Origin of the sequence: Streptomyces sp. BPTC-684, assembly GCF_030028635.1 — a bacterium.
GTDB lineage: Bacteria > Actinomycetota > Actinomycetes > Streptomycetales > Streptomycetaceae > Streptomyces > Streptomyces noboritoensis.
Genome location: NZ_CP124863.1, coordinates 6,242,338 through 6,268,830, shown reverse-complemented (window position 1 = coordinate 6,268,830; position 26,493 = coordinate 6,242,338). Strand labels below are relative to the sequence as shown.

27 protein-coding genes are annotated in these 26,493 nt (G+C 72.4%); 12 read left to right on the top strand and 15 right to left on the bottom strand.

Annotated features, from left to right (window positions below; genetic code table 11):
- Positions 1-10 precede the first annotated feature (10 nt).
- Positions 11-1,570, bottom strand: coding sequence for a cellulose binding domain-containing protein (locus tag QIY60_RS27930; RefSeq protein ID WP_283144935.1), 1,560 nt, complete (start codon positions 1,568-1,570; stop codon positions 11-13).
- 444 nt (positions 1,571-2,014) lie between these two features.
- Between QIY60_RS27930 and QIY60_RS27925 the strand changes: the two genes are divergently transcribed.
- Positions 2,015-2,830: an SDR family oxidoreductase gene (locus QIY60_RS27925; RefSeq protein ID WP_283144934.1), complete on the top strand. Its 816-nt coding sequence runs from the start codon at positions 2,015-2,017 to the stop codon at positions 2,828-2,830.
- Positions 2,831-2,849: 19 nt separating this feature from the next.
- Here the strand turns inward: QIY60_RS27925 and QIY60_RS27920 are convergent, their stop codons facing one another.
- Entirely contained in the window at positions 2,850-3,872 is a 1,023-nt protein-coding gene (locus QIY60_RS27920) for a LuxR family transcriptional regulator (protein ID WP_283144933.1), read from the bottom strand.
- Positions 3,873-4,097: 225 nt separating this feature from the next.
- On the opposite strand from QIY60_RS27920, the gene QIY60_RS27915 reads away from it, so the two are divergent.
- Positions 4,098-4,469: a hypothetical protein gene (locus tag QIY60_RS27915; protein ID WP_283144932.1), complete on the top strand. Its 372-nt coding sequence runs from the start codon at positions 4,098-4,100 to the stop codon at positions 4,467-4,469.
- Positions 4,470-4,534: 65 nt separating this feature from the next.
- On the opposite strand, the gene QIY60_RS27910 is transcribed toward QIY60_RS27915, so the two are convergent.
- Complete coding sequence (locus tag QIY60_RS27910) at positions 4,535-6,760, bottom strand: RICIN domain-containing protein (protein ID WP_283144931.1); 2,226 nt, start codon at positions 6,758-6,760, stop codon at positions 4,535-4,537.
- Between the two features lie 547 nt (positions 6,761-7,307).
- Between QIY60_RS27910 and QIY60_RS27905 the strand changes: the two genes are divergently transcribed.
- The gene (locus tag QIY60_RS27905) at positions 7,308-8,414 is read left to right on the top strand and encodes a substrate-binding domain-containing protein (protein WP_283144930.1); all 1,107 of its coding nucleotides are present in this window, start codon (positions 7,308-7,310) and stop codon (positions 8,412-8,414) included.
- Between the two features lie 99 nt (positions 8,415-8,513).
- Here QIY60_RS27905 and QIY60_RS27900 read toward each other — a convergent pair whose 3' ends face one another.
- Positions 8,514-9,047 carry a hypothetical protein gene (locus QIY60_RS27900; protein ID WP_283144929.1) on the bottom strand — a complete coding sequence of 178 codons (534 nt, stop codon included), beginning with the start codon at positions 9,045-9,047 and terminating at the stop codon, positions 8,514-8,516.
- A 473-nt stretch (positions 9,048-9,520) separates the two neighbouring features.
- On the opposite strand from QIY60_RS27900, the gene QIY60_RS27895 reads away from it, so the two are divergent.
- The 3 genes from QIY60_RS27895 (at position 9,521) to QIY60_RS27885 (ending at position 12,186) form a co-directional block, all read left to right on the top strand.
- Positions 9,521-10,057, top strand: coding sequence for a hypothetical protein (locus QIY60_RS27895; protein WP_283144928.1), 537 nt, complete (start codon positions 9,521-9,523; stop codon positions 10,055-10,057).
- 240 nt (positions 10,058-10,297) lie between these two features.
- A complete protein-coding gene (locus QIY60_RS27890; protein ID WP_283144927.1) occupies positions 10,298-11,134 on the top strand; it encodes a DUF4097 family beta strand repeat-containing protein in 837 nt (278 codons plus the stop codon).
- 56 nt (positions 11,135-11,190) lie between these two features.
- Positions 11,191-12,186 (top strand): ATP-binding cassette domain-containing protein, encoded by a 996-nt coding sequence (locus QIY60_RS27885; RefSeq protein WP_283144926.1) that lies wholly within the window; start codon positions 11,191-11,193, stop codon positions 12,184-12,186.
- A gap of 98 nt (positions 12,187-12,284) precedes the next feature.
- Here the strand turns inward: QIY60_RS27885 and QIY60_RS27880 are convergent, their stop codons facing one another.
- The 3 genes from QIY60_RS27880 to QIY60_RS27870 all read right to left on the bottom strand — a co-directional run bounded on the left by QIY60_RS27880 (position 12,285) and on the right by QIY60_RS27870 (position 14,473).
- Positions 12,285-12,635: a VOC family protein gene (locus QIY60_RS27880; RefSeq protein WP_283144925.1), complete on the bottom strand. Its 351-nt coding sequence runs from the start codon at positions 12,633-12,635 to the stop codon at positions 12,285-12,287.
- Between the two features lie 223 nt (positions 12,636-12,858).
- On the bottom strand, positions 12,859-13,302 hold the full coding sequence (locus QIY60_RS27875; protein WP_349253955.1) for a methyltransferase domain-containing protein: 444 nt from the start codon (positions 13,300-13,302) through the stop codon (positions 12,859-12,861).
- 46 nt (positions 13,303-13,348) lie between these two features.
- Positions 13,349-14,473, bottom strand: coding sequence for a DUF5954 family protein (locus tag QIY60_RS27870; protein WP_283144924.1), 1,125 nt, complete (start codon positions 14,471-14,473; stop codon positions 13,349-13,351).
- A 177-nt stretch (positions 14,474-14,650) separates the two neighbouring features.
- On the opposite strand from QIY60_RS27870, the gene QIY60_RS27865 reads away from it, so the two are divergent.
- Both QIY60_RS27865 and QIY60_RS27860 read left to right on the top strand, forming a co-directional pair.
- Positions 14,651-15,442 carry an alpha/beta hydrolase gene (locus tag QIY60_RS27865; RefSeq protein WP_283144923.1) on the top strand — a complete coding sequence of 264 codons (792 nt, stop codon included), beginning with the start codon at positions 14,651-14,653 and terminating at the stop codon, positions 15,440-15,442.
- Between the two features lie 74 nt (positions 15,443-15,516).
- Positions 15,517-16,944 (top strand): lipase maturation factor family protein, encoded by a 1,428-nt coding sequence (locus QIY60_RS27860; protein ID WP_283144922.1) that lies wholly within the window; start codon positions 15,517-15,519, stop codon positions 16,942-16,944.
- A 36-nt stretch (positions 16,945-16,980) separates the two neighbouring features.
- On the opposite strand, the gene QIY60_RS27855 is transcribed toward QIY60_RS27860, so the two are convergent.
- On the bottom strand, positions 16,981-18,618 hold the full coding sequence (locus QIY60_RS27855; RefSeq protein ID WP_283144921.1) for a phospholipase D-like domain-containing protein: 1,638 nt from the start codon (positions 18,616-18,618) through the stop codon (positions 16,981-16,983).
- Between the two features lie 338 nt (positions 18,619-18,956).
- On the opposite strand from QIY60_RS27855, the gene QIY60_RS27850 reads away from it, so the two are divergent.
- On the top strand, positions 18,957-19,520 hold the full coding sequence (locus tag QIY60_RS27850; RefSeq protein WP_283144920.1) for a dihydrofolate reductase family protein: 564 nt from the start codon (positions 18,957-18,959) through the stop codon (positions 19,518-19,520).
- Between the two features lie 27 nt (positions 19,521-19,547).
- Here QIY60_RS27850 and QIY60_RS27845 read toward each other — a convergent pair whose 3' ends face one another.
- From QIY60_RS27845 to rpmG, 7 genes are all read right to left on the bottom strand, one after another.
- Positions 19,548-19,715, bottom strand: coding sequence for a hypothetical protein (locus QIY60_RS27845; protein ID WP_283144919.1), 168 nt, complete (start codon positions 19,713-19,715; stop codon positions 19,548-19,550).
- Positions 19,716-19,830: 115 nt separating this feature from the next.
- Positions 19,831-20,352, bottom strand: a complete 522-nt coding sequence (locus QIY60_RS27840) for a histidine phosphatase family protein (RefSeq protein ID WP_283144918.1) — start codon at positions 20,350-20,352, stop codon at positions 19,831-19,833.
- Positions 20,349-21,068, bottom strand: coding sequence for a hypothetical protein (locus tag QIY60_RS27835; protein WP_283144917.1), 720 nt, complete (start codon positions 21,066-21,068; stop codon positions 20,349-20,351). The genes QIY60_RS27840 and QIY60_RS27835 overlap by 4 nt, the downstream gene beginning before the upstream one ends.
- A gap of 102 nt (positions 21,069-21,170) precedes the next feature.
- The gene (rpsR, locus tag QIY60_RS27830) at positions 21,171-21,413 is read right to left on the bottom strand and encodes a 30S ribosomal protein S18 (protein ID WP_283144916.1); all 243 of its coding nucleotides are present in this window, start codon (positions 21,411-21,413) and stop codon (positions 21,171-21,173) included.
- Positions 21,414-21,439: 26 nt separating this feature from the next.
- Positions 21,440-22,615, bottom strand: coding sequence for a GTP-binding protein (locus QIY60_RS27825; RefSeq protein WP_283144915.1), 1,176 nt, complete (start codon positions 22,613-22,615; stop codon positions 21,440-21,442).
- A complete protein-coding gene (locus QIY60_RS27820; RefSeq protein WP_283144914.1) occupies positions 22,612-22,863 on the bottom strand; it encodes a type B 50S ribosomal protein L31 in 252 nt (83 codons plus the stop codon). The genes QIY60_RS27825 and QIY60_RS27820 overlap by 4 nt, the downstream gene beginning before the upstream one ends.
- 5 nt (positions 22,864-22,868) lie before the next feature.
- Positions 22,869-23,033 (bottom strand): 50S ribosomal protein L33, encoded by a 165-nt coding sequence (rpmG, locus tag QIY60_RS27815; protein WP_044382365.1) that lies wholly within the window; start codon positions 23,031-23,033, stop codon positions 22,869-22,871.
- Between the two features lie 84 nt (positions 23,034-23,117).
- Here rpmG and rpmB point away from each other — a divergent pair, with 84 nt between their 5' ends.
- The 3 genes from rpmB to QIY60_RS27800 all read left to right on the top strand — a co-directional run bounded on the left by rpmB (position 23,118) and on the right by QIY60_RS27800 (position 26,403).
- A complete protein-coding gene (rpmB, locus tag QIY60_RS27810) occupies positions 23,118-23,354 on the top strand; it encodes a 50S ribosomal protein L28 (protein WP_283144913.1) in 237 nt (78 codons plus the stop codon).
- Positions 23,354-23,659 carry a 30S ribosomal protein S14 gene (gene rpsN / locus QIY60_RS27805; RefSeq protein WP_283144912.1) on the top strand — a complete coding sequence of 102 codons (306 nt, stop codon included), beginning with the start codon at positions 23,354-23,356 and terminating at the stop codon, positions 23,657-23,659. The genes rpmB and rpsN overlap by 1 nt, the downstream gene beginning before the upstream one ends.
- A gap of 200 nt (positions 23,660-23,859) precedes the next feature.
- On the top strand, positions 23,860-26,403 hold the full coding sequence (locus QIY60_RS27800) for a LuxR C-terminal-related transcriptional regulator (RefSeq protein ID WP_283144911.1): 2,544 nt from the start codon (positions 23,860-23,862) through the stop codon (positions 26,401-26,403).
- Positions 26,404-26,493: the final 90 nt, after the last annotated feature.

The window sequence follows — 26,493 nt, the reverse complement described above, 5'->3', positions numbered from 1 at the left end:
CGTACCTCGGTCAGCCGCCGTACCCCGCGAAGATCTTCGAGAAGTCGTACGGCTGCTGGCTGATGTTGGTGCACTTGTAGAGCGGGCCGGTGCAGGCGTTGGCGTCCCGCGTCTCCTCCCAGAACGCCAGCAGGCCCAGATGGCGGCCCTGCGCGAAGGTGACGAGCCGGCGGGCCGCCGCCTGGTCGTAGACACGGCCGTCGTCGTTCTGCCCGAGCATCGGCGTCACCCCGGTCATGGCCCACAGCTGGGCGTCGGTCTTCGCCGGGTACAGCGTCTTGAGCTGCGCCTGGGTGCTCTGCGCGGCCTGGAGGGCGGCGGCGCCGTAGTCGGTGTCGCGGTAGTAGTCCATCGCCATCACATTGACGACGTCCAGGTCGACGCCCGCGTCCCGCGCGGACCTGACGACGTTGAGCCCGTCGGAGGTGAGCCCCTCCGGCAGCACGGGCAGGGTGAGCGAGACGCGCAGCCCGGGGTGGGTCTGCTGGAGCCTGGCCAGCGCCTGGGAGCGCCGGGCGATGGAGGCGGGCTCCGCCACCGCCGAGCCCTCGATGTCGAAGTCGACATAGGTGAGGTGGTACGCGTCGACGACCGCCGCGTACTCGGTGGTGAGCGCGTTGACGTCGGTGCACGCCTGGGCCGGCTCGACGCCGCTGGCGCCGCCGAAGGACACCTTCACGTCGCCGCCGCCCGCCCGGACCGCGTCGATCTGGTCCTTGGCCCAACCGCTGCGCGGGTCATAGGCGTTGAACCACATCGCCTTGCAGTTGGAGGCGGTGACGAAGGCCAGGGTGAAGCTCTTGAGTCCGCTCGCGGAGGATGCCGCCGACAGGCTCGGCGTGGGCCAGGCGCCCATGTCGACATAGGGCGCGGTGTGGACGGCGGTCGGCGCGGGCCCGCCGGAGTCCGTGGTCGTGCCGCTCACGGAGGCGCCGTAGGCGGAGGTGTTGCCCGCCGCGTCCTTGGCGCGTACCCGGAAGGTGTAGGTGGTGTTGGGCTGGAGGCCGGTCGCCGTGTACGAGGTGCCGGTCGCGGGCACGGGTGCGGCGCCGCCCTGCGACACCTCGTACGACACCGCCCCCGAGCCGCCGGTGGAGGCGGTCCAGCGCACGGTCAGCGAGGAGCCGGTGGCCGAGCCTACGGTGACGCCCGTCGGCACCGAGGGGGCCGGGGTTCCGGCGCCGGAGTCGCAGGAGCCGCCGTTCAGGGTGCAGTTGGCCGGGGTGCCGCCGCCGGACACGATGAAGCCGAAGGCGGCGGTGGCGCCGGGCGCGACGGACCCGTTGTAGTCGCGGTTGGTGAAGGAGTAGTGGTCGCCGCTGCGGGTGAGCAGCGCGTCCCAGTAGCTGCCGACCGCCGTGCCGGACGGCAGGTCGAACCCGACCGTCCAGGTGCTGATCCCGGCCGGCGAGGCGTTGCCGACGGTGTACTGGCCCTGATACCCGGTGCCCCAGTCCGAGGTCTTGGCGAACACGGCGGAGACGCCGCCCGCCGCGCCCGCCGGGGGCGCGGCGAGGAAGAGGGTCAGCGTCCCGAAGAGCGCGAGCAGGAGGGTGAGGGATCTTCGCATACCGGACTCCAAAAGGTCTGGACCAAAGTCGCCCGGTATTTGAGTAAGCGACAAACGGAACCGTGTCAAGACTCCCCGTACACCCCTGCCGGAACGACCAACGCGCCGGTACCGCACCCACGTTGACACGGGAGGGCGGTACCGGCACGCCGGTTGCGGCGCCGTGGATCAGTGCTCCAGTCGACGATGCCCCGGGCCAGCAGCCGGTACTGCTGCTGATAGCGGTTGCAGGCGAAGGTGGCCACCAGCTCCCGCCGGTTGCCGTGGCGGTATTCGCCCACCAGGGTGCCCGTGGTGGCGCCGAACGGCCCGCCGAGCCCCGCCGCCGACGAGGGCGCGCAGGTGCGGAATCCCGACGGCGGGCGCGCGCCGACGGCGTCTGCCTATGATCGATCGAGGTGCCGGTCGAATGGCACGCACACCGACAACGGAGGCTGAACGGGCATGGCTGAGCGACAGGTTGTCATCGTCACCGGAGGCGGGACGGGGATCGGCGCCGCCACCGCCCGGCTGCTCGCCGACGCCGGACACACGGTGGTCGTGTCCGGGCGCCGCCCCGAGCCCCTGCGCGAGATCGCCGAGGAGACCGGCGCGCTCGCCCACCCCTGCGACATCGGCGACCCGGAAGCCGTGCAGGGCCTGGTGGACGCGACGGTCGCCGCGTACGGACGGCTCGACGGTCTGGTGCTCAACGCCGGAACCGGGCGCAGCGGAGCCGTCGGTGACACCTCCGTGGAGGACTGGGACCTGGTGATGCGCACCAACCTCACCGGCCCGTTCCTGCTACTGCGCAGCGCGCTGCCGCATCTGGTCGAGGCCCGCGGGTCCGTGGTCGCGGTCGCCTCGGTGTCCGCGCTGCGCAACGGGGTGGGCAACGCCGCGTACGCCACGTCGAAAGCCGCGCTGCTCCAGCTGTGCCGCTCCCTCGCGGTCGACTACGGGCCGAAGGGGCTGCGCGCCAACACGGTGTGCCCGAGCTGGGTGCGCACGGAGATGGCCGACCGGCGCATGGCGCGGTTCGCCGAGGAGGCGGGCCTCGCGGACGTCGACGCGGCGTACGAGACAGCCACCCGGCTGCTGCCCGCCCAGCGCCCGGGCGAGCCGCGTGAAGTCGCCGAGGCCATCGCGTGGCTGCTCTCCCCCGCGGCGTCGTTCGTCAACGGCGCGACGCTGACCACCGACGGCGGAGCGACGGCGCTCGACCCCGGGACCGTGCCCTTCAGGTTCCACGTCGAGCGCCGCGAGGACGCGACCGGCTGAGGCCTGGCCTGACGGCTCGTCAGGCCAGGCCGGTGAGGAGCTCCTCGCGGCTGTTGACGCCCGTCTTGCGGTAGATCGCCTTGAGGTGGTCGTTGACCGTGTGCGGCGACAGGTCGAGCCGGCGGGCGATGTGCTTGGTGGGCAGGCCCTGGAGCACTTCCTGCATGACGGTCCGCTCCCTGGTGGTGATCCCGTACCAGACGGAGACGGCCGGCAACAGCAGGCGGCCCGGGGCCGGTTGGATGGTGACGGCCACCGCGCCCGCCTCCGGGCCTTCGAGGAGCTGGCCGTGGAGGGCGATCCAGCCGTCCCGGGTGGGTACGCGGCTCAGCGCGTGCCCGCCCGCGCGCCGGGCGAGGTGGGCGATGTTCCAGACGGTGGCGGTCAGGTCCCGCTCGTCCACCGAGGTGGCGGCGGGGGCGAGCAGCCGCATCCACTCGTGTGCCGAGGGCGTGGCCGAGGCGACCTTGTCGTCGGCGCCGACCACCGCGACGCCGGGCGAGAGGCTGTAGCGCGACGGCCGCAGCGGCGCGCTCGCCACGAACCGTTTCAGCGCGGCGGCGAGCGGCTCGGCGAGCGTCTGCGCATGGGCGGCCTCGGCGGCCGAGAAGGGCCGGCTGCCCCTCTCCCGTACGAGGATCAGGCCGCCCCAGGCGACGCGCGCGTGGGTGAGCCCGATGCGCATCTCGCTGCCGAACCCCTCGGGGACGCTGACGTTGTGCAGCCGCACGCGGTGCCGGTATCCGGCCCTGACCACGCCGACCTTGGCGGGGCCCGCGACGAGCCGTTCGAAGGGGTGCCGCTCGGCTCCGGCGGCGTCGTCGAGCGCCATCCGGCGTGCGGCGGCCTCGCTGTAGTCGTGTTCCTCGGTGAAAAGACAGCTGGCTCTGTTCAGCGGGTCGAGCCCGGCCAGCATGTACCCGTCGTGCGGCACGATCCGACCCAGCTCGTCCGAGAGCGCCCGCCCGAGATCCGGCACGGTCACCGCGTCCGCAGCCTCGGCCGACAGGGCACGAAATATCGCTTCAACTCCCCCGGTCACCCCACGAGCGTAGCCCGTGGCCGTCGCGGAATCGCGACAATTACCGCCCACCCATGGTCACTTGGCCGGAATGCGCGACGGTCCGCACGTCAACCCCCAGTTCTGGGGATTCCGGACAATCGACGGGCGGAGCACAGTCGTTGAGCTGACTGTGCGCGCACCACATCTCCACGAACCGCACTGCCCCCGTGTTCCGAGGTGCTCCAGGACATGAAGGAGAAGGCCGTGACCGATCAGTCTCAGACGCGCCGGGGCGTCATCAGGGCCGCCGGTGGCGCTGCTCTGGCCGCCGGAGCGATGGCGCTCGGCGCGCCCGCGGCGCAAGCCGCCCCGCACCACGGCACCAAGTCCACCCCGGCGGTGCCGCCCGGCGCCGCCGCCCACAACGAAGCGAGGGCCGCCATGGGACTGCCGATCCCGGACGAGGTAACCGCGTACCAGAACAACTGGAGATTCTGCAATTACTGCTTCGGGCTCTGGTGGAACGGCAACCCCACCAACGGCGCCTGCCCCTCCAGGAACTCCCCCGACGGCCAGCACCACGGCCCCGGCAGCTGGAACTTCATCCTGCCGGCGAACCCGGCCGAGCACATCTGACATCGGACCCCCCTCAGAAAAGAGGGCGGCGGCACGGCCGCACAGGGCCGTGCCGCCGCCCGGGGTCAGGGCCCCGAGACCAGGTTCACCACGTTGTCGGAGGAGTTGGCGGTCCCTCCATTGTTGTTGATGACGTGGTTGATCGTCCCCGTGCCGCCCAGCGAGACGGTCACCATGTCGTGGAAGCGGACGCCCGCCGTGTTCGGCGCCTCGAAGGAGCGCTCGGCCACCACCGACGGGTTGGCGCTGAAGTAGCAGTAGCTGCCCAGGCCCCACGCCTCGTGGCTGGTCACCGAGCTCGCGACCTTGTACGCGTCGTAGCCCCGGGTCGAACCGTTCATCCACGCGGACTGGTTCGGCGGGTCGTACGGCATCTCGTTCTGGAAGAAGTAGGTACGGCCGCCGTTGCCGTTCCAGATCACCTGGTGCTGCTGGTAGTGCTCGACGAACAGGCCGTACACCGTCACGTCGGTGCCGTTGACGACCAGCCCGTTCGCGGCCGTGTTGCTGGTCCAGCCGACGCCGCTGCCGTGGTCGGCGCGCCACAGCCACATGTGGTCGCCGATGACGTCCGAGCTGTCGATCACCAGGCTCTGGGTGGCCCTGCCGACGCCCGCGCCGCCGACGCGGAAGAAGACGTCGTGCAGCGAGGTCGGGTCGGCGGTGTGCCGGGCGGTCGCGCCCGGGGTGCCGACCCGCATCAGGAGCGCGGAGTTGGTGGACCCGGCGTCGATGAGCAGTCCGGCGACCTTCACCCCGTCGACGTCCGCGACGTTCATCGCGGTGATGCCGTTGTCGGGGACCAGGGTGGCCAGGCCCAGGCCGAGCACGACGGTGTCCGGGCGGTTCACCGCGATGGTCTGGTCCAGGTGGTAGACACCGGGCGTGAACAGCAGGTTCTTGCCCTGGGCCAGCGCGCCGTTGATGTCCGCCGCCGTGGCGCCGGGCTTGACGACGGAGAACTGGTCGATCGGCAGCGAGGTGCCCGCGGGCGTGCCGTTCGCCCAGGTCGTGCCCTGGGTCGCGGTGCGCAGCGCGGGGACGAACACCTTGTACGCGCCCGCCGCGTCCACGTACAGGAACGGCTTCTCACGGGTCACGGGGCTCTGCGCCACCGTGGTGTAGGGCGGGTTGGGGAAGGTGTTGGCCGGGGCGTTGGTGTCGCCGACGAAGACCATGTTCCAGTTCGAGCCGTTCCAGCCGCCCCACTGGCTGTTGCGCGAGAGCCACTGCTGCTGCGAGCCGGACCGCACCTGGCCGTCGATCTTGGAGTCGGCCATGAACCCGCCGCTCGACCAGCCGCCGTCGTCCAGCTGAAGGTTTCCGCGCACGTGCATACGGCGGTACGGGGCGGCCTGCGAGACGGCCCACCGGTCGCTGCCGCCGCCCGGCGTGACCGACAGGTTCTCGGCGGAGCGCCAGAAGTTCTGGGTGGCGTTGCCCTGGAACCAGTCGGCCTCGGCGTGCACCGCGCCGTTGATGGTCACCGCGTCCGGCGACAGACCGAGCCCGGCCACCTGGGTGTAGAAGCCGACGTCGGCGTCCACGTCGTAGCTGCCCGGCTTGAAGAGCAGGGCGTAGCGCTGGGCGCCGAACTGGTTGGACTCCTGCTGGCCGAAGACCTGGTTGAGCCTGCTCTGGATGGCGGCCGAGGACATCGAGGGGTCGAAGACGGACACATTGGGGCCGAGGTCGGGGTTGCCGCCGCTCGGCGGCTGGGTGTCGACGGGGCTGACGTCGAACGACTGGGCCGCGCTGCCGTTGCACGCGTACTGCTGTATGCGCGCCCCGTCGGCCGTCGAGGCGCCCGGGACGTCGAGGCACTTGCCGCTGTTGCGGTTGACGAAGTGGTACGTCCCGGCGGCCTCCTCGACGGGCTTCCACTGCTGGTTGCTGCCGCCGCCGTACGTCCAGAGCTGGACCGGCGCTCCGTCCGCGGCGGAGACGTCGGTGACGTCCCAGGCCTTGGTGGTGTCGTTGCGGTTGTCGACTCTCACATAGCCGTCGTCGGCCGCCTCGAACCGCCACTGCTGTGCGGCGGTCGCGTTGCAGCCGTACTGCTGGACGGCGGTGCCGTCGGCGGTTCCGGCCGACGCCGCGTCCACGCACTTGCCGCTGTGCCGGGCGGACACGGTGACCCACCCCGTCGGCAGCGGCGCGGCTTCGGCCCTGGGGGCGGCAAGGGCACCGGTGGTCAAGGAGGCGGCGAGCGCGCCGACGGCCACCAGTGAGGCGGTTCTGCCACGCGCGCTCCGACGGTCGGGCGGAGTGGGGGTTGCGGGAATGGTCATGGCCTCACCCTTTCTTCAAGGCGTGAAGTTAGGGCTCCTCCATGGACACGTCAAGAGTTCAGACCTCGAACGCCTGGTCCGAACCAAGGGCTTGACAGGCTGCTGGCTCACCACTTAAGCCACGCGGTGAAATAAGAGGATTCCTCTAAGGTATAGACCAATTCAGCCGCACTCTGGCGTGCTTGTGTTCAATAAATGAACGAACATTTCACGCTTTCCGTCAACACGCCGTATTCCTTGAAGGAACGGCCGTCGAGCAGACCGCGCGGGAGTCTCCCGACCGACTCAACCCATCTGAGCTGCGAGACTGTAATTCCACTCCCCGTCAAATTGACGAACCATCAGCAATTGTCCAACGAAGCGAAAAGCGGCCGTAAGCCCGATTCACCCCGTATTGCCAGGCAGATTAAGCGCGTCTTGCCCGTATCCGAAAATTCCGTTGTCATCTCGTTAAGGGCTAACTTCTTGACGGCATCGCAAGGGCACGGTTGGCTTCCAGCCACCTCGGCCGAAATTTATGCGGCCATGTCAGGGAGGTTGTTTTTAAGTGAGCACGCGTACCGGCCGTGGAGCGATGACCGTGGGTGTCGTCGCGATGGCCGTCACCCTCGCCGCATGCGGCGGCGGGAGCAAGTCCGGCGACGGGTCCGGCGGGGCCGCCAAGAAGAAGGACCTCAAGATAGGTCTGCTGCTGCCGGAGAAGCAGGCTGCTCGCTACGAGAAGTCGGACAAACCGCTGATCGAGAAGATGGTCGGCGAGCTGACCAGCGGCAAGGGCCAGGTCGTCTACGCGAACGCGGAGCAGGACGCGGCGCGGCAGAACCAGCAGGTCGACGACATGATCGCCAAGAAGGTCGACGCGCTCATCATCGACGCCGTGGACTCCAAGGCGATCGGCGGCGCGGTGCAGCGGGCCAAGACCGCGGGCATCCCGGTCGTCGCCTTCGACCGGCTCGCCGAGGGCCCGGTCGACGCGTACGTCTCGTTCGACAACGAGGACGTCGGCCATGTGCAGGCCAGGGCCCTGCTGGACAATCTGGGCGAGAAGGCCAAGGCCGGCCAGATCGTGATGATGAACGGCGCCCGCACCGACCCGAACGCCGCCCAGTTCAAGAAGGGCGCGCACACCGAGCTGGACGGCAAGGTGAACATCGGGAAGGAGTACGACACCAAGGAGTGGAAGCCGGAGAACGCCGCCGCCAACATGCGCAGCGCGATCTCGGCCCTCGGCAAGAACAAGATCATCGGCGTCTACTCCGCCAACGACGGCATGGCCGGCGGCATCATCGACGCCCTCAAGGCCGCTGGCGTCTCCAAGCTGCCGCCGGTCACCGGCCAGGACACCGAACTCGCCGGGGTCCAGCGCATCGTGGCGGGCGAGCAGTACATGAGCGTCTACAAGTCGTACGCGGAGGAGAGCCCGATCGCCGCGCAGATGGCGGTCGCGCTGGCCAAGGGGCAGAGCCTCATCTCCATAGCCAACTCCAAGACCAACAGCCCGACCAAGAGCGACATCCCCACCGCGCTCGTCCCGGTCGTCGCCGTGATCAAGGAGAACATCCGCTCCACCGTCGTCAGCGACGGGCTCTACACCATCGACGAGATCTGCACGGCCAAGTACAAGGCCGCCTGCAAGTCCGCCGGGCTGCTGTAACGACCGGCAGCCGTACCGCACGACCGTAAAGACCTCTGCCCGGCCCGCGTCACGCGGGCCGGGCAGAGGTCTTTTTCGTCGTTACGAGGCTCCGGGCGGTCAGCCTCCGTACGCCCCCTTGGGCGGGCGGCGCAGCCGGGGCTCCGGGCGCGCCGCGCCGGAGGCACACGGCTCGAACCCGAAGGGCGCCAGCAACTCGGCCTGGAAGGACGCGGGAGCGGTGGCGTAGGCAGGCAGGGACGCGTCGTCCACGATGCGCAGGACCGGGTCCAGGACGGCTTCGAGGGCCGCCGGGTGGGCGGTCGGGGAGATGCCGACGGCCGCGAGCAGCCAGTGGTCCTCCTCGCCCGGTATCCGTCCGTCGTGGTCGCGCGCGGGCATCAGGGTCGGCCGGAGCCCGTGCAACCGCAGCAGGGCCCTGTGCTCCTCCTCGTCGATGGAGACGCCCGGCGGGATCCACACCGCCGCCGCCTCGGGCGCTCCGGAGCCCGATTCGGCGACCCACACCTTGCCGGTCTCCAGACCGAAGTGCGCGAGGATGAGCCGGAGTTGGGCCTGTGAGGCCGAGACGAGAGCGGCGGTCTCGGGCGGCAGCCCGTGGTCGCCGGAGAGCAGGCGGACTATCGCGTTCACATCCTGCAGGGACGCACGCCGAGCGCTGACCCTGTGCGCAAAGGTGAGGGCCATAAGCCGTGCCTTTCGCTGTGGTGCGTGAGGACGACAGTGGCCTCACGCACCTCTTTGGCTTCTCTTTACCGAGGCTACCCGCCCAAGGGTAAGGGCATCGTATGAATCGGGGACCCCTCAGCCGACCGGCAATTGTACGCCGAAGGAGGCGCCCGGGGCGTGCGGCGGAACCTGGGCGCCCTCGCCGCTCGCCCCGAACCCGTCGAGCGGGACCGGGGCCGGCCGGTCCGCGCCTCCGGTCGATCCCGTTCACTCCCGGCCGACCCCGGAAGCCCCCCGTTCCGACCTGCGGCGACGGGCGCCCGGACAGGCATGGCACCACTCCTGCACACTCTGGACGTCAGCACTGGCGCTATTCATGGCGTCATTCACCCCTTCGAGGACTTGCCATGGCGCCATAGTGGTGCCAATCTGGCGCCATGGACCTTACGCCCTACGTCGACAACCTCCGCCACGAGCTCGCGGTCGCCGCGGACGCGGGCGGGGACGAAGCCCGCGCGCTGGCGGAGCGGCTGACCACCCCGCTCGAGTCGGCCGTCCGGCTCACGCTGCTCAACGCGCTGTCCGCGGCCACGGACGAGATCACCCGGGATCTCGCGCCGGGCTCGGTCGACGTGCGGCTGCGGGGGCTCGACCCCGAGTTCGTGGTCACCGCGCCACCGGGCCTGGAGGCGTACGAGCAGAGCGAGCAGCACGAGAGAGCGCCCAGCGGGAGCGGGGTGCGGGTGCCCGTGGCCCCGGCGGACGGCGACGAGGGCGGCACGGCGCGGATCAACTTCCGCCTGCCCGCGCACCTCAAGACACGCGTGGAGGACGCCGCCGGGCAGGAGGGCCTCTCGGTCAACGCCTGGCTGGTCCGGGCCGTGGCCACCGCCCTGGAGCCCGGCGACGGCGGCCCCGCCCCCACCCGCAGCCGCCACCGCGGCGGCCAGGGCTTCACCGGCTGGGTGCGCTGAGCGCTCCGCTGGACATGGGGTTCGTCGGCTGCGGGCTGTCTGTGGCTGGTCGCGCAGTTCCCCGCGCCCCTGAAAGGGGCGCGGTACCGCACCGGACTTCCACAAGCCCGCTCAGGGCCCGCCACGGATCCGCTCGGCTTCGCCCCTGGACGCCTTCTCGGTACGAGCCGGCCGAAACCACTTCATCCTTCACCCGCCCGACCGGCGGGACCACACCAGAGCCAAGAGGACGGGACAGCCATGCCACGCTTCGACACACCCCAACCGATCTCCGTCATCCTCGAATTCGACATCGGCTCGGCCCGGATCACCGCGGGCAAGCGCACGGACACGGTCGTCGAGGTGCTCCCCCGCGACGGCGCCGCCGAGGCCGACGTACGGACCGCGCAGCAGACGCAGGTGACCTGCTCGGGCGGCAAGCTGGTGGTCAAAGGCCCCAAGAAGCGCTCCTTGTTCAGCCGGAGCGGGTCGCTCGACATCAGCATCGAGCTCCCGGCCGGCTCCCGGCTCCAAGGGGCCGCGCCGCTGGGGGACTTCGTCACCGAGGGCCTGCTCGGGGACTGCGCCCTCAAGACCTCGGCCGGTGACATCCAGGTCGAGCACGCGGCGGCCGTCCAGCTCAAGACCGGCCACGGGGACATCCGGCTGGGCAGCGCGAGCGGGGACGTCGAGGTCGCCGGGTCGGGCCGGGTGGAGATCGGCGAGGTCGCGGGCACCGCCACGGTGAAGAACGTCAACGGCGAGACCACGATCGGCGAAGTCACCGGCGACGTACGGGCGAACGCGTCCAACGGCCGCATCTCGCTCGGCGTCGCCCACGCCGGAGTCGACGCCAAGTCCGCGAACGGCGGCATCCGGGTCGCCGACGTCAGGCGCGGCCAGATCGTGCTCATGACGGCCATAGGGGACCTGGAGGTCGGCATCCGCGAGTCCACCGCCGCCTGGCTCGACGTGAACACCCGGATGGGGATCGTCCGCAACTCCCTCGGCACGGCCGACGGGCCCGGCACGGAGGACCACACGGTCGAGGTGCGCGCCCGGACCGGGCTCGGCGACATCGTGATCCGGCGCGCCTGACCGTCCGCCGGGCCGCACCCGGCCCGCCACACCGAGACCGAGGGGGTACGAACGTCATGACCACAGCCACCACCCGGGCGGCGCTCCCGACGGCGATCACCGCCGCCGGGCTGCGCAAGTCGTACGGCGACAAGCCGGTGCTCGACGGCATCGACCTGAGCATCACCGAGGGAACGGTCTTCGCGCTGCTCGGGCCCAACGGCGCCGGCAAGACCACCACCGTGGAGATCCTCTCCACCCTGCTCACGCCCGACGCGGGCGAGGCGCGCGTCGCGGGCCGCGACCTGCTCCGCGAGGCCGACGGCGTACGGGCGGCGATCGGGGTGACCGGCCAGTTCTCGGCGGTGGACCATCTGCTCACCGCCGAGGAGAACCTGATCCTCATGGCGGACCTGCACCACCTGAGCCGCCGCGAAGGCCGGGCCCGCGCCGACGACCTGCTGCGCCGCTTCGACCTCACCGAGGCCGCCCGCAAGCCCGCGGGCACGTTCTCCGGCGGCATGCGGCGCAAGCTCGACCTGGCGATGACCCTGGTCGGAGATCCGCGCGTCCTCTTCCTGGACGAGCCCACGACCGGCCTCGACCCGCGCAGCCGCCGCACCATGTGGGAGATCATCCGCGACCTGGTCGACGACGACGGCGTCACCGTCCTCCTCACCACGCAGTACCTGGACGAGGCGGACCAACTGGCCGACCGCATCGCGGTCATGGACCACGGCAGGCTCATCGCCGAAGGCAGCGCCGAGGAGCTGAAGCGGCGCATCCCCGGCGGCCACATCCGGCTGCGCTTCGCCGACGCCCGCGACCTCGACACGGCCGCCCGCCGCTTCGGCTCCGGCTCGCTCGACAGCGAGGCGCTCACCCTGGACCTCGCCAGCGACGGCAGCATCCCCACCCTGCGGGCCGTCCTGGACGTCCTGGAGGCCGCGTCCGTGGAGGCCGAGGCCCTGACGATGCACACGCCCGGCCTCGACGACGTCTTCCTCACCCTCACGGGCGGACCCGGCCTCGGTGGCTTCGCCGGCTACTCCCCGAAGGGAAGCCTCCGATGAGCACCGCCTCGTACGCGCTGCGCGACTCGATGACGATGCGAGGGGCATCGGCCGCGAGGACCTGCGCCCGTGCCGACGACGGGTCCGGCGGCCGCGTCTCAGAGGCTGTGGGCGACCGGGTGGCGGGGTTCGTAGAAGGCGAGCTCGCCCCCGCTGGGCAGGCGGACCGCCGCGATACGGCCCCAGGGCTGGTCGCTGACCGGCCGGGTGAGCTCGACCCCCTTGGCCGCGAACTCCTCCACCTGGGCGGTGATGTCGTCGCACATCAGATACAGCTCGTGCTTGGGCTCGCCCGTGGTGGGATGGACGGCCAGCTCGGCGGGCGGGAGCCGGAAGATGAGCCAGCCCTGGCCCGCGTCCACCCCGGGAAAGCCGAGCACGTCCCGGATGAAGGCCCGGTCGGCATCGGCGTCCGTGCTGTAGAAGATGGCGTGCGCGCCACTGAACATGCTGTCCTCGCTTGGTCGTTCCGTCCGCACCGGCTTGTCCCCGGCATCCTCGCAGCCGGGCCACGGGCCCCTCGTCGACACGCGCGGCCCGGCCGGAACCTACCCGGTCCGGACGCGGCATCGGTCGAGCGCCGCTGGAGCGCCCGGATGGCGGACGGGCCGATACCAAGGCTCGGGCACTCGGACCGGCGCCATCGACGGGTCACGGGTCACAGGCCACAGGTCACAGGTCACTGAGCACGGTCACGGCTGAACGGCCGCCGCCCTGCCGGTCCTTCGGCCCCGTACCGCCCAAGGGCAGGAAGTTGAGCACGAGCCCGCTGACCACGACGTCGCAGCAGGTGTCCGGCAGCGGCAGCGCACGGGCGTCCGCGACGGCGAACATGCCCTGCCCCGCCGTGGCGGACGCCCGCGCCGAGGCCGCGAACCCGGCGGACCGGTCCACGCCGAGCAGCGCGGCGGGTGCGCACCGAGTGGCCACGGTCAGGGCGCCGGTGCCGCAGCCCACGTCCAGCCACCGCAGCCCGTCCGCGCGGCCCAGCCAGGTGATGAACCGCTCGGCGACCGTGCGGCTCCAGCGGCCCATGTACCGCTCGTAGGCGGTCCCGGCCGCCCAGACGTCGAAGCGCCGCTGCGCCGCGATGTGCCCGCCCTGTCCGGCTTCCATCTCTTCACGATCCCGGACGCGGCCGGGCCGTGCGAGGTCGCCGCCCTCAGCCGCTCTCGGGGCGGCGTTTGCGCTCCTTCGCGGCTGCCGCGCGCGCCATTTCCTGCTCCCACAGGCGGGAGAGCTCCTGGGTGCGTTCGTCGAGCTCGATCGGCTCGTCCTCCTCCTTCCACAAGCCCTGTTCCTTGAGGCGGCACACCTGGATGTCGACGGGCAGCTCGGGGTCGAAGTCGGAGGGGCGCGGTCCCTCGGGCCCGTCGGGGCCGATCCGGACGAGCCGTTCGACGCGGGTCACCCGGAAGCGCCGGTCGGCGACGCTCAGCGCGTTGCGGCGCTTGTCGTCGAGCCGGTCGGCCCCCTCCGCGTACACCGCACGGGTGGCGTCGTCCAGCTTGAGCATGAACGGCGCCATCACCCGCAGCCAGCCCGCCAGGGAGTCCCGGGCGCCCTGGGGCGTCGCGTACGCCGCCCCGGGGTCGTGGGCCCGCCACTTCCCGTCCTCCCGCTCGGAGACCATGAAGACGGCGGGCAGCAGCACCCCGCCGGGGTACCGCTCGGCGGCCCGCCACGCGTCGTCCGTGACCTCGCGGGGCGCGCCGGGAGCGGAGCCGACGAAGCGCACCAGGTCCAGCTTGAGGATGCCGTCGGCCAGGCCGGTTCCGGTGTACGGGTCGATCACGAAGCCCTTGGTGCGCGAGGGCACCCGGTGCGACTCGCCCGCCTCGCCCGGGTCCGGGTCGGACGGGCGCGGCGGCTCCGGCCCGCTGGGCCCCATCCGGATGAAGCGCGAGGCCCGAACGATCCGGAACCGCTCCCCCAGGACGCGCACCTCGTCGACGACCTCCCGGTCCATGCGCGCGGCCGCCGCCAGCCACTTGCGACGGGCCTTGTCGTCCCCGGCGCCCGAGGCGTCCTGCGCCAGCCCGCGAAAGCGCGCGCCCAGCCCGTCGCGGGCGCCCTGCGGGGTGTCGCTGCTGTATTCGGGCAGCTCCCAGCCGCCCGTCTCGCACTCTCTGGCGTGGAAGAACTCCGGAACGCCCACCCCCAGGATCTCCGGGTACCGCTTGCGGGCCTGCCACGCCTCCTGCTCGGCGAACGCGGCGATCGGACCTTCCTGCGGCGTCACGCGGACCGTCAGGAAGGCCGGCACCTTGTCCTCGTAACCGTTCATGTACCGACTGTGCCCGACCCGGGGACGACGGCGTGAGGCAAAGCGTGAAATCAACTCATTGTGGGTGACGGGGAGTTGACCCTCCGAAGGGTACGGGAGCCCGGTCGGGCGGTGTGGCCGAGGGGACCGGCGTACCGTGGAATCAAGGCCGGGCCGTCACGCCGTGGGCAGGTGCACATGAGTGGTGCGTGGGCGAGCTGGGAGCGTCGCGAGAGCGGGGTGGCGGGGGCGCGTGGGAGTGCGCTGCTGCTGCCCGGCGGGATGTGCCGGGCGGGGCAGTACGAGGAGCTGATGGCCGAGCCCGCGCTGGCCGGGGTGCGGCTGGTGGCGGTGACGCTGCCGGGGCACGGCGGTACGCCCGCGCCCCGCGACACCACCGTGGAGAACTACGCGCGGCTCGCGGCGGAGTGCGCAGCGGAGCTCGGGTGTGATGTGGTGGTGGGGCACAGCATGGGGGCCAACGTCGCGCTGGAGATGGCGGGGTCGGGCGCGTTCCGGGGACCGGTGGTCCTGCTCGCGCCCAGTTTCTCGCGCCAGGACGAGGCGGTGTTCCTGCGGGCTCTCGACCGGCTCACGGACGTGCTCGGACACCTGCCGTACAGCGCGATGCTGAAGCTGGTCGGCGGCATGGCGAAACAGAGCCCGCTGCCCCCGGACCGCGTCGCCTCGCTCATCGCGGACCTGCGCCGGAACGACCCGCGCGCCGTGCGCCGCGCGGTCCGCGACTACCTCCGGTACCTGGACCGCCACGGCACGGTGGCACCCCGTCTGTGCGAGGCCGGGGTGCCCGCCTGGGTGGTCCACGGCGAGAGCGGCGACGGCGGGGCGACCGACGCCGAGCGGTGCACGCTGGAGGCGTGCCCGCAGGTCAGCGTGGTCACCATTCCCGGGCCGAGCTTCTTCACACCGAACGAGGAACCGGCCCTCGTGGCGGAGCTGGTCGTGGAGGCGCTGGCGAGAACCCGCTGACGAGGACCCGCTGCCGCTGAGGTCGCGGGACGGCCCCGCAGGCCACCCGCGTCACTCAGCGTCACAATGAAACCGTGGAGTGGTTCGTCGCACCCGACTACTGGCTGAGCCGGCTGGTCTTCCAGCGGGCGCTCGCCGCGATCTACCTCGTCGCGTTCCTGGGCGCGGCCCTGCAGTTCCGGGCGCTGATCGGCGAGCGCGGCATGCTCCCGGTCCCCTGGTACGTCGAGCGGGTGCCGTTCCGCCGGGCGCCCAGCGTCTTCCACTTCCGCTACTCGGACCGGTTCTTCGCCGGCTGGGCCTGGGCGGGCGTCCTGGTCTCGGCGGGGCTGCTGGCCGGGGTGGACGCCAGGGTGCCGCTGTGGGGGGCGATGCTGCTGTGGCTGCTGCCCTGGGCGCTGTACCTGTCGATCGTGAACGTGGGCCAGACCTGGTACGCCTTCGGCTGGGAGTCACTGCTCCTGGAGGTGGGCTTCCTCGCGGTGTTCCTGGGCAACGACGAGGTCGCGCCGCCCATCGTCGTGCTGTTCCTGATGCGCTGGGTGCTGTTCCGCGTCGAGTTCGGGGCGGGGCTCATCAAGATGCGCGGCGACGAGTGCTGGCGCAAGCTGACCTGCCTCTACTACCACCACGAGACCCAGCCCATGCCGGGCCCGCTGAGCTGGTTCTTCCACCATCTGCCCAGGCCCTTCCACCGCGTGGAGGTCGCCGCCAACCACGTCACGCAACTGGCGGTCCCGATCCTGCTGTTCACCCCGCAGCCCGTCGCCACGGCGGCCGCCTCGCTGATGATCCTCACCCAGCTGTGGCTGATCCTGTCGGGCAACTTCTCCTGGCTGAACTGGACGACGGTCGCCCTCGCCGTCACCGCCGTCGACTTCTCCCCGGCCGCCGGCACCCGGCACTTCGCGGCCACCCCGCTCTGGTACGAGGCCGTGGTCCTCGCCGTCGCCGCGTTCCTGCTCGCCCTGAGCTACCGCCCGGCGCGCAACCTGCTCTCCCGCCGCCAGATCATGAACTACTCCTTCGACCCGCTGCACCTGGTCAACACGTACGGAGCGTTCGGCAGCATCAGCCGGCTGCGGCTCGAAGTCGTCATCGAGGGCATGGCGGACCCGCTCCCGCTCGCCGACTCCGACTGGCGGGAGTACGAGTTCAAGGGCAAGCCCGGGGACCTGCGGCACTGGCCGCGCCAGTTCGCGCCGTACCATCTGCGGCTCGACTGGCTGATGTGGTTCGCCGGTCTCTCCCCGGGCTACGCGCGGCCGTGGTTCGGGCCCCTGGTGGAGCGCCTCCTCGACAACGACCCCGACACCCTGCGCCTGCTCAGGCGCTCCCCGTTCCCGCCCGACAGCCCGCCCCGCTACGTCCGCGCCCGGCTGTTCCGCTACCAGTACACGACATGGCACGAGCTGCGGACGACGGGGGCGTGCTGGAAGCGGACGTACGTACGCGACTTCCTGCCGCCCACGCGCCTTGAAGCGACCGACCGCACCGGATAGGAACGGCGGGCGGGAACGGGCTGTCCGGCGAGGGGATCAGGCCTGGCAGACCCCGCGCTCGTAGTCGAACGTGGCGGTCGCCTGCGAGTACTTCCACTGCGGGGCGAGCAGCTTCGCCTTCAGCTGGGCGGCGGCCTCGGGGCTCTCCACCATGTATCCGAAGTCCTGCAGCCACGAGGGGTACAGGTTCTTGGAGCCGATGTAGAAGGCCGAGTCGTCGACGGAGACCAGCTTGTGGTGCTGGGCGTACGGGTGGCCGTCGGCCCACTTCGGGCTGTCCGAGCTGCGGAAGGTGGCCAGCTGGAGGCTGGAGCACATCTTGGCGCGGGCGGCGCCCTTGTCGCCGGTCAGCAGGGCGAGGCGGTCGCGCAGGGTGTCACTGATCTCGGAGAGCGACTTGATCTGCGAGTAGCCGCCGCTGCCGACCGCGCCGCGGTTGGCGGGGTCGCTGACGACGATCCGCACCTTCACGCCGGCGGCCATCTTCGCGGCGAGCGCGTCGTAGAGCCGGATGTCGTAGCGCGGCAGCGGCGGGCAGGTGGCGTTGAGGTCCTGCTGCGAGATCTCGATGTGGTCGCGCGCGCTGGCCACGAGGGCGCGCAGGGCGCTCTCCTCCGGGTTGACCGTGTCGTAGTCGCGGTCGGCGTTGGTGTTGTCGTGCAGCCCGACGACGCACTTGGTGTCGGCGGCGGTGGGCAGCGTCGGGTTGAACTTCGAGGCGGGGTCGTTGTTCTTGATGCCGACGCCGAGGCCGCCGACGGCGATCACCGGGACGTTGCCGTCGGCGGGCGCCGGGGCGGGGGCGTCCTGCGCGAGGGACGGCATGCAGCCGGCGCCGTTGGAGGAGGCGAACCAGACGCTGGCGATGTTGGACTTGTTCTGGCAGGTCCAGGCCCACAGCGTGTCGAGGTACTTGCCCGCGGAACCGGCGGCCGGTCCCGTCAGCGCGAGGTCGACGTCGGACACCGGGTGGGCGGTGTCGACGTAGTCGTCCTTCCAGCCGTTGATGCCGCCGGTGACGGCCGACCGGTTGTCGACGACCAGCAGCTTGGAGTGGTTCCACGAGAACGCGGTCTTCGAGGTGGTCATCGACGCCACGTTGAGCGTGACGTTCTTGGCCGCCTCGCCCAGCCTGCCGACGACTTCGTCGCGGTACTTCGACGGGACCACGTTGAGGTGGTAGATCGGCGCGGCGCCGACGAGGATCCGGACCTTGAGCTTGTTGCCCGCGGCGGCCGAGGCCTTGAGGCCCTCGACGATCGCGTCCTCGAACGCGCCGTTGGGGAACGGCGCGAGGGTGGATATGTCGACCGTGCTCCTGGCCTTGGAGATGTTCTCGGTCATCTTGGCGAGCAGCCGCTTGGTCCCGGGCCGCTCGGCGCACTTGTCGTCGCCCCAGCAGCCGGGGGTCTGGAGCAGCCAGTCCGAGGGGTCGGCGCCCGAGGCGTCGAGCCGGTTGCCCGCGGTGCGCTCCCAGACGGTGCCCTCCAGGCCCGGCGAGACCTGGCGCAGGGCCTGTTCGACCGCGTCGAGGTGCGAGGTCGCGCCCGGGGCGGGCGGGGTGCCGCCGGAGTCCGCGAGCGCCGGGGCGGCGGGCAGGACCGCGAGCACGGTGGAGCAGGCCACCAGGTGACCGGCGAGGCGGATACGGCGGCGAAGCTGACGGTGAGCCAAATTCTTTTCGCATTCTGGTCGGGGCGGGCGTTCGCGAACGCCCGCGCGGGGTGGGCGAGTCGGACCGACGGGACCGCCCACCAAGATCAACGACTGAGGTTACCAATCGGTCGGAAGCGGTCGGACCCGACGGGGGACGCGGGAGCCGCCGATGGCCGAGAACCGCCGGTCGGCGACTGCCGTACGCCCGCGTCCCGGACCGCGCGTCAGTGGGCTCGGCCACTGAGGGCGCACGCCATCGTGGCCCGTCCACCGCGACGCGCGCCGTCACCCGTGGGGGTCGCCGCGGGCGTATCGTCGCGCCCGTACCCGTCCCGGCTGACTTCGGCGAGGCCGCCTTGAGGAAGATCATCCTGATGATGTCCGTGTCCCTGGACGGATTCATCGAGGGACCCGAGCGCCAGCTCGACTGGCACCGGGTCGACGACGAGCTGCACATGCACTTCAACGACGAGATCCGGTCGATGGGCGGCCTCCTCGAAGGCCGCGTCACGTACGAGCTGATGGCCGGGGTCTGGCCGACCGCCGAAGCCGATCCGGCGAGCACCGCGCCGATGAGGGACTTCGCCAGGATCTGGCTGGACATGCCGAAGTTCGTGTTCTCGCGGACGCTGGAACGGGCCGACTGGAACACCACGATCGTGCGGGAGGTCGTCCCCGAGGAGATCCGGGCACTCAAGGCCCGACCGGGCGGCGACCTGGTGGTGGGCGGCCCCGACCTCGCCGCGGCCTTCCTGCGCCACGACCTGGTCGACGAGTTCCGGGTGTACGTCCACCCCGTCCTCATCGGGCGGGGCAAGCCCCTGTTCCCGCCCTCCGACGCGATCGTCCCGCTCCGGCTCACCGAGAGCCGGGCGTTCGGCAACGGGGTCGTCCTGCTGCGTTACGAGCGGGCCGCCTGAGCATCCGCAACGCCGGGCCCGGACCGCTCAGGGGCGCCGCGTGCGGCCCTTCTCCTCCTTCGGCGGGGCGGCCGCCGGGGACGGATGGGGGTCGAGCTCATGGAGCAGTACGCGGTGCAGCAGATCGGCGAGGTCGGCGCCCGGCCGACGCGCCTCGGCCCGCAGGGCGTCACAGCCGGGACAGCCGTACTGCATCGCACCCCGTCCTCTCCCAGGAGCCTGCCGGATGCGGCAACTCCATCACGCCGCCCCCGCTCCAGCGGCGCACCGAAACGATTGGTCACTCCGATGGCCGGTCCCGGCGCGGTGCTCAGGGACGGGGTCCGCGCGGCACCGCGAAGTCGGTGAGCAGGGCGGCGCCGGGCGCGAGGTCCGACCAGGAGCCGCGCCAGGTGAGCACGGCGATCGCCGAGGTGGGGAACTTGCTCCCGGCCCGGTCCAGGCTCTCGCCGAGGGCCTCCCCGGTGAGCAGCAGGGTCAGGTCCTGGATGCCGGGGTTGTGGCCGACCAGGAGCAACGTCTCGATGTCGGCGGGTCCTTCGCGTACGGCGTCGAGGAGGTCGCGGGCGTCGGCCGCGTAGAGCCGCGGGTCGTGGCGGACCGGGGGCGGGCTGCCCAGCTCGGCCGCCGCGAGCTCCCATGTCTCGCGGGCGCGGCGGGCGGTGGAGCACAGGACGAGGTCGGGCAGGCAGTCCGCCGCGCTCAGCCACCGCCCGGCGGCCGGTGCGTCGCGCAGCCCGCGCCGCCCCAGCGGCCGGGCGTGGTCGGAGACGCCCTCGGGCCACGCCGACTTGGCGTGGCGCAGGACCACCAGCCGCCGCAGCGGGTTCACGCCCGCGCCCCGGCGGCGGGCGCCTTGCCGATCTCGCGGGTCAGCTCCAGGCCGAGGACGCGGTCGAGCCGGGCGAAGGTCTCGAACTTGGCGCCCGCCGGTACGTCGGCGTCCGCCGCCAGTTCGGCCAGGAGCCGCAGCACGGCTGCGGTGTCGAGGCTGTCCTCCAGCCCGTCGCGGGCCGTGCGCTCCAGGTCGGCGACGAGCGGCTTGGACGGCTCCTCCGCCCAGTCGGCGACGGCACGCCGCCACTGCCCGAGGAGCCGTTCGGCGCCCTCGACGGCTTCGGCCGTGACCGTGACGGGCTCGTGGTACGGCCGGTCGAGCAGCAACAGACGCACGGCGAGCGCGTCCCCTCCCAGGTCCGTGCTCCCGCCGACCCGCGCTTCCGCGATCTGTACGAACGCACCGCCCCCGCCCTCGTACGCCCGACCGCTCAGTTGAAGGGCCGGTGGGCCGCCCAGGGCGTCGGCGATCTCGTCCAGGGCGCCCTCGGCGTCGGCGGGGTGGATGCCGGTGGCGTCGGCGCCCGGGACGCGCGGGCCGGTCCGCCCCGTCAGGACGGCCCGGCCGCGCAGCTCGACGACGCGCGCGAGCACATCGGCGGTCAGGAGGACCCGCAGCCCGGTGAGGTCACCCGGCCCGTCGGCCTCCGGCACATGGGCACAGATCCGCAGCGGCCCCCGGCCGACGAGATGATCGACGATTCGCAGCACACCACCGAGCGTAGGCGCTCCGCTGAAGGTGTGGGTATTCGACTGCGGGCCGTCTGTGGCTGGTCGCGCAGTTCCCCGCGCCCCTTTGGGGCACCGCACCGGTCAGCGGGCGGTGGAACTGTAAGGGATCAGGGCCATCTCCCGGGCGTTCTTGATCGCGCGGGCCAGTTCGCGCTGCTGCTGGGCCGTGACCCGGGTGACGCGGCGGCTGCGGATCTTGCCGCGGTCGGAGAGGAACTTCCGCAGCAGGTCGGTGTCCTTGTAGTCGATGTAGGTGATGCCCGCCGCGTCCAGCGGGTTGGGGCGCTTGGTCTGCTTCTTGTCGGTGAGGCGGCGCGAACGCATGTCGTACTCCAAAGGTGGTGCCGCGGTCAGCGGACGGGGGTGAGCAGGTCGTCGAAGGCGTGCGGCAGGTGCTGCCAGGACTCGGGGCCCGCCGCGTACTCGGCGTCGGTGAGCAGACAGCCCTCCAGGGCCCGCAGGAGCCCGTCGCGGTCGAGGCCGGGCGAGGTGAAGGTGAGGTGCTGGGCGCGGTCGCCGTGGTCGGGGTGCCAGTCCAGGGCGGCGGCGACCCGGCGGGCCGGGGGCACCAACTCCCAGGCGGCGTCGGGCAGTGCGGCGAGCCAGGGCCCGGCCTCCTCGACGCAGAGCGCGCCCCCGGCCGCGTCCCACATCAGCAGCGTGTCCGGCCGGTCGGCGAGCCAGAACCGGCCCCGGCTGCGCGCGGCCGCGCAGGTCAGGTCCTCCAGGGCGGCGTAGAGCCGGGCCGGGTGGAAGGGCCGGGCGCGGTGCCACACCACGGTGGCGACCCCGTGTTCGTCGGCCTCCTGGGGCAGCAGCGCACAGGCGGGATGCTGGCGTTCGGCCGCCGCCCGTACGTCGAATCCGCCCCGCGCGGCGGCCGCGAGGCCGCCCTCCCCCACGGTCACCCGCCGTGCGGTGGAGTGGAGTTGGCCGAGCAGGGCGAGGTCGGCCGGGTCGGGGAACTCGGACGGGGCGAGGGCGAGCACGTTCGCGTACTCCAGCTGGCGGGCCAGGGTGTCCGCGACCGTGCGCTCGTCGCTCGGCGCCGCCGCGAGCCCGTGCTCGGCGAGGTCGTCGCCGCAGCCCAGGCTCGACAGGAGCAGCTCCGGGTCGACGGCGGTGACGACCCCCACGAGGTCGAGCACCGCGCCGGAGTGCAGGTCGCCGACCGGGGTGCCGACGACGACCTCGGCCATCGCCTTGGGCTCCACGGAGTCCCACAGCTCCACCACCGCCAGCGAACAGGTGCCGCTGTCGGCGAGGCGGAGCAGTTCGGGGACCAGGTCCTCGCGCAGGGCGCAGCACGCGCAGTCGTTGACGAGCGGCGTCTCGTGCGTACGGGTCGTACCGGCCGCGTCCCACACGCTCGCCCGCACCACGCCGTCGCGGGCGGTGCTCAGGTCGTGGTGCAGGACCTGGGCGCCGGGCGCGGCGAGCAGCAGCTCGTCCACGGCCGCCCGGCGCACGGCCGCGTGCAGTCCGGCGACCAGGACGACGGGCAGCCGGGGGTGTGCGGAGCTCACCGGGACGTACCTCCGTAGCGGCGCTGGAAGCGCTCCACGCGGCCGGCGGTGTCCAGGACGCGCGCGGTGCCGGTGTAGAAGGGGTGGCTCGCGGAGGAGATCTCCACGTCGATGACGGGGTAGGTGCGGCCGTCGTCCCACTCGATGGTCTTCTCGCCGGTGGCGGTCGACCGGGTCAGGAAGGCGAATCCGGCGGCGCGGTCGCGGAAGACGACCGGCCCGTACTGGGGGTGGATACCGGGCTTCATCGGGCTCAGCGCTCCTCTCGGAAGTCGACGTGACGGCCGGCGACCGGGTCGTACTTGCGCAGCGTGAGCCGGTCGGGGTCGTTACGGCGGTTCTTGCGGGTGACGTAGGTGAAGCCCGTGCCTGCGGTCGAGCGCAGCTTGATCACCGGGCGCAGTTCGTTGCGTGCCATGACAACCACTATACCGAAATGGTTTTCATTACCGTTAAGGTGGTGACGTACGGAACACCGTCGGCCACGAAGGAGCCCTCTCCCATGTCCGCCCACTGCCAACTCACCGGCCGCGAGCCCGGGTTCGGCAACGCCGTCTCGCACTCCCACCGCCGCACCCGGCGCCGCTTCGACCCCAACATCCAGCACAAGCGGTACTGGCTGCCCAGCGAGCGACGCCATGTGCGCCTGACCCTCAGCGCCAAGGGCGTCAAGACCGTCGACTCCATCGGCATCGAGCGGGCCGTGGCCCGCATCCGGGCCCGCGGAGGCAAGGTCTGATGGCCAAGAAGAGCAAGATCGCCAAGAACGAGCGGCGCCGCCTGATCGTGGCCCGGTACGCGGTCCGGCGGGCCGCCCTGAAGGCGGTCATCCGCAGCCCCCGCAGCTCCGCCGAGGAGCGCGAGGCCGCCCGGATCGAGCTGCGCCGCCAGCCCCGTGACGCGAGTGCCACCCGCGTCCGCAACCGGGACTCGATCGACGGCCGCCCCCGCGGCCATCTGCGCACGTTCGGCCTCTCCCGGATCAACGTCCGCGCCCAGGCCCACGCCGGACTCCTGCCCGGGGTGCGCAAGTCGAGCTGGTGACCTGAAACCGGCCCTCGGCGAGCACCCGCCGAGGGCCGGATCGAGGTGTACACAGGGTGACCGTCCGGCAAGCGGGAGGGACCGGAATCCGACCTTCTTGACACAGTTCCGGCCAAAGGGAAGCCGGAAAACGCGGTACCCCCGCTCCATGCGGGAGCTTGTTGTACGCGGGAAGCCCGATGGCCTGCGCGGGGGGAACAATGCCGTACGACCTGGTACCGGGGGCGTTCGTCGCCAGGGAGCAGGAGCGCAAACAGGTGCTGGGGGCCGTTCTGGCCAGGAGAGGGGCCGCGATCGTCGGGCCCGGCGGCGTCGGAAAGACGGCCCTGCTCACGGCCGTCACCGCACAACTCAGCGTTGCCCGCTTCGAAGTCGTCTGGACGGCCGCCACCGAGGCGAGCCGGCAGGTTCCGTTCGGGGTCTTCCGCGGGCTGCTCGGCGTCGGCGGCCGCCTCGACCACGGCCAGGCGTACGGTCTGCTGCGCACCGAGCTCGCCCGCCGCGCGGGGCGGCGCACCCCGGTGCTGGTCATCGACGACGTCCACCACCTCGACGACGCGTCCGCCGCCCTGACGCTGAGCCTGGCCGGTGACGGGAATCTGCGCCTCGTCGTCTCCGCGCAGTCGGGGCTGCCCGCCTCCGACGCCGTCGTCGCGCTCTGGAAGGACAGCTATCTGGAGCGCTTCGACATCGCGCCGTTCGGCCTCGCCGACACGGGCCGCCTCGTGCGCGCGCTGATGGACGGCGCCGCCGCCCACCCCACGGTGGACGTGCTCCACCAGTGGACCGGCGGGAATCCGCTCTTCCTCACCGAACTGGTCCGCCACGGCCGCGCCACGCGCCGCCTGGTGAGCGCGGGCGGCCTGTGGTGGTGGCGGGGCCCGCTGAGCGTGCCGCCCCGGCTGGCCGAACTGTTCGAGCGCGAGCTGCGCGGCCTCGACCCGTGCCACCAGGACGCCCTGGCGGCGGTCGCCCTGGGCGAACCGCTCTCCCTGCCCGTACTGGAAGCGGTCGCCCCGGACGTCGTGGAGAGCCTGGAGGAGCAGGGCCTGCTGTGCACGGTGGAGATCGGCGGGCAGATCCTGGTCCGGCTCGGCCAGCCGATGCTGGGCGCGGCGCTGCGCCACCGGCTGCCCCGGCTGCGGCGCCGACGGCTCGCCGCGGCCCTGCTCGACGCCTGCACCCCCAGCGGCCCCGACCCGGTGACCCGGGCCCGCTGGCAGCTCGACGCCCACGGCCCGGTCGACTCGGCGCTGCTGATCCGCGCCGCGGAAACGGTTTGCCGCCAGGACCCCGAGCTGGCGTGCCGCTTCGCCCGCCGGGCGCTCGAACGCTCCAGCGCCGCCGCCGTACCGCTGGCGCACGCGCTGGTCGAGCTGGGTGACACCGCGCAGGCCCGCAAGGTGCTGGAGCGCACGCGCCAGGCGGCGGCCACACCGAGCGGCCGGCTGCGGCTCGCCACGGCCCTCGCCGCCCACCGCTGCTGGGCCGACCGCGACCCGGCGGGCGCCGCCGACGAACTCGTCGCCCTGCGCGCCGAGGCGACGGCGCCCACCGCACAGGCCGCACTGGACGGCGTCCACGCCCTCGTCCTGCTCTTCGGCGGACGCACCGGCGCGGCGGCGCGGCTGGCCGAGCGGGTCCTGCACGAGGCCTCCCACGGGCCCGGCGTCGCCGCCGCCCGGCTCGCGCTCGCCGCCGCCCTCGCCCTCACCGGCCGTACGGCGGACGCCGCGACACTGGCGGAGGACCCGTCCCCGGACCGGGCCCTGCCGTCCTACCTGCCCGAACTCGCCCCCTCGCTGCGCGCCTTCGCGCGGCTGTGGCCCGCCTCCGACCTGCGCAGACCCATCGGCCGCCGGGCGGTGCAGGGCCCGCCGCCCGGCGGAGAAGGAGCGTTGCTCGGCGGCTACCTCCAGTGGGTGCGCGGGCGGCGCACGGACGCCATGGAACGGCTGCGCGAGGCGGTGGTCCAACAGGCCGGCGGCCCCCGCCTGTTCCTGACGGAGGCCTCCAGCTGGCTCGCCGTCTGCCTGGCCGAGGAGCAGCGCCCCGACTGCGCCGAACAGGCCATCGCCCCGTGCTGGGCGGACCGGGTGGGGGTGGTTCCCGGCCAAGTGCACCGGGCGGCGGCCGTGATCGCGGCCGCGCGCGGGGACTCGGCGGGGGCGGCGGTCTCGATGCGGGCCGCCGTGGACGCGGCGCGGGAGGCCGGGTGCTGGGCGGTGGAGGCCGAGTACCTGACCTACGCGGCGTGGCTGGGCCCCGCCGGACCGCCGCCCGCCGTCCTCGACCGGCTGGCCGAGGTCGTCCGCCACGTCGACGCGCCCCGCCTTGTCACCGGGGCGGAGGCCGTGCTCGCCCTGGCCCGCGGCGCCGGTACGGAACTGCTCGACCACGCCGTACGCCTCGACGCGCTCGGCCTCAGCGCGCAGGCCTGGCGGCTCGCGGAGCGCGCGGCCGCCACGCTCCAGCAGCAGGGCGGCAGCCGCCGCGGTGACGCCGTGGTGCTGGTGGGCCGGCTGCGCGAGCGGCTCGGGGTGGCTGCGCCGCCCGCCCAGCCGGTCGCGCTCACCGCCCGCGAGGTGGAGATCGCGTCACTGGCCGCCGGTGGCCTGTCCGACCGGGCGATCTCCCACCGGCTCGCGGTGTCCGTCCGTACCGTCGAGAGCCACCTCACCCGGATCTACCGCAAGCTCGGCGTGCACTCCCGCCGCGACCTGCCGCCCGTGCTGCGCGGCTGAGGAGGCGGGGGCCGAGGTGTAGGCGACCGCATGGAGCGCGTACATGTCCGCGTAGCGGCCGCCGCGCGCCAACAGGTCGGTGTGCGTGCC

What these genes read in the sequence shown, in the direction of transcription:
- QIY60_RS27875 (WP_349253955.1), bottom strand. Translation starts at nt 13,302, where the DNA reads ATGGAAGCCGGACAGGGCGGGCACATCGCGGCGCAGCGGCGCTTCGAC.
- QIY60_RS27845 (WP_283144919.1), bottom strand. Translation starts at nt 19,715, where the DNA reads ATGCAGTACGGCTGTCCCGGCTGTGACGCCCTGCGGGCCGAGGCGCGT.
- QIY60_RS27890 (WP_283144927.1), top strand. Translation starts at nt 10,298, where the DNA reads ATGCCACGCTTCGACACACCCCAACCGATCTCCGTCATCCTCGAATTC.
- QIY60_RS27880 (WP_283144925.1), bottom strand. Translation starts at nt 12,635, where the DNA reads ATGTTCAGTGGCGCGCACGCCATCTTCTACAGCACGGACGCCGATGCC.
- rpsN (WP_283144912.1), top strand. Translation starts at nt 23,354, where the DNA reads ATGGCCAAGAAGAGCAAGATCGCCAAGAACGAGCGGCGCCGCCTGATC.
- QIY60_RS27910 (WP_283144931.1), bottom strand. Translation starts at nt 6,760, where the DNA reads ATGACCATTCCCGCAACCCCCACTCCGCCCGACCGTCGGAGCGCGCGT.
- QIY60_RS27870 (WP_283144924.1), bottom strand. Translation starts at nt 14,473, where the DNA reads ATGAACGGTTACGAGGACAAGGTGCCGGCCTTCCTGACGGTCCGCGTG.
- QIY60_RS27800 (WP_283144911.1), top strand. Translation starts at nt 23,860, where the DNA reads ATGCCGTACGACCTGGTACCGGGGGCGTTCGTCGCCAGGGAGCAGGAG.
- QIY60_RS27930 (WP_283144935.1), bottom strand. Translation starts at nt 1,570, where the DNA reads ATGCGAAGATCCCTCACCCTCCTGCTCGCGCTCTTCGGGACGCTGACC.
- QIY60_RS27820 (WP_283144914.1), bottom strand. Translation starts at nt 22,863, where the DNA reads ATGAAGCCCGGTATCCACCCCCAGTACGGGCCGGTCGTCTTCCGCGAC.
- QIY60_RS27895 (WP_283144928.1), top strand. Translation starts at nt 9,521, where the DNA reads ATGGACCTTACGCCCTACGTCGACAACCTCCGCCACGAGCTCGCGGTC.
- rpmG (WP_044382365.1), bottom strand. Translation starts at nt 23,033, where the DNA reads ATGGCACGCAACGAACTGCGCCCGGTGATCAAGCTGCGCTCGACCGCA.
- QIY60_RS27865 (WP_283144923.1), top strand. Translation starts at nt 14,651, where the DNA reads ATGAGTGGTGCGTGGGCGAGCTGGGAGCGTCGCGAGAGCGGGGTGGCG.
- rpsR (WP_283144916.1), bottom strand. Translation starts at nt 21,413, where the DNA reads ATGCGTTCGCGCCGCCTCACCGACAAGAAGCAGACCAAGCGCCCCAAC.
- rpmB (WP_283144913.1), top strand. Translation starts at nt 23,118, where the DNA reads ATGTCCGCCCACTGCCAACTCACCGGCCGCGAGCCCGGGTTCGGCAAC.
- QIY60_RS27925 (WP_283144934.1), top strand. Translation starts at nt 2,015, where the DNA reads ATGGCTGAGCGACAGGTTGTCATCGTCACCGGAGGCGGGACGGGGATC.
- QIY60_RS27885 (WP_283144926.1), top strand. Translation starts at nt 11,191, where the DNA reads ATGACCACAGCCACCACCCGGGCGGCGCTCCCGACGGCGATCACCGCC.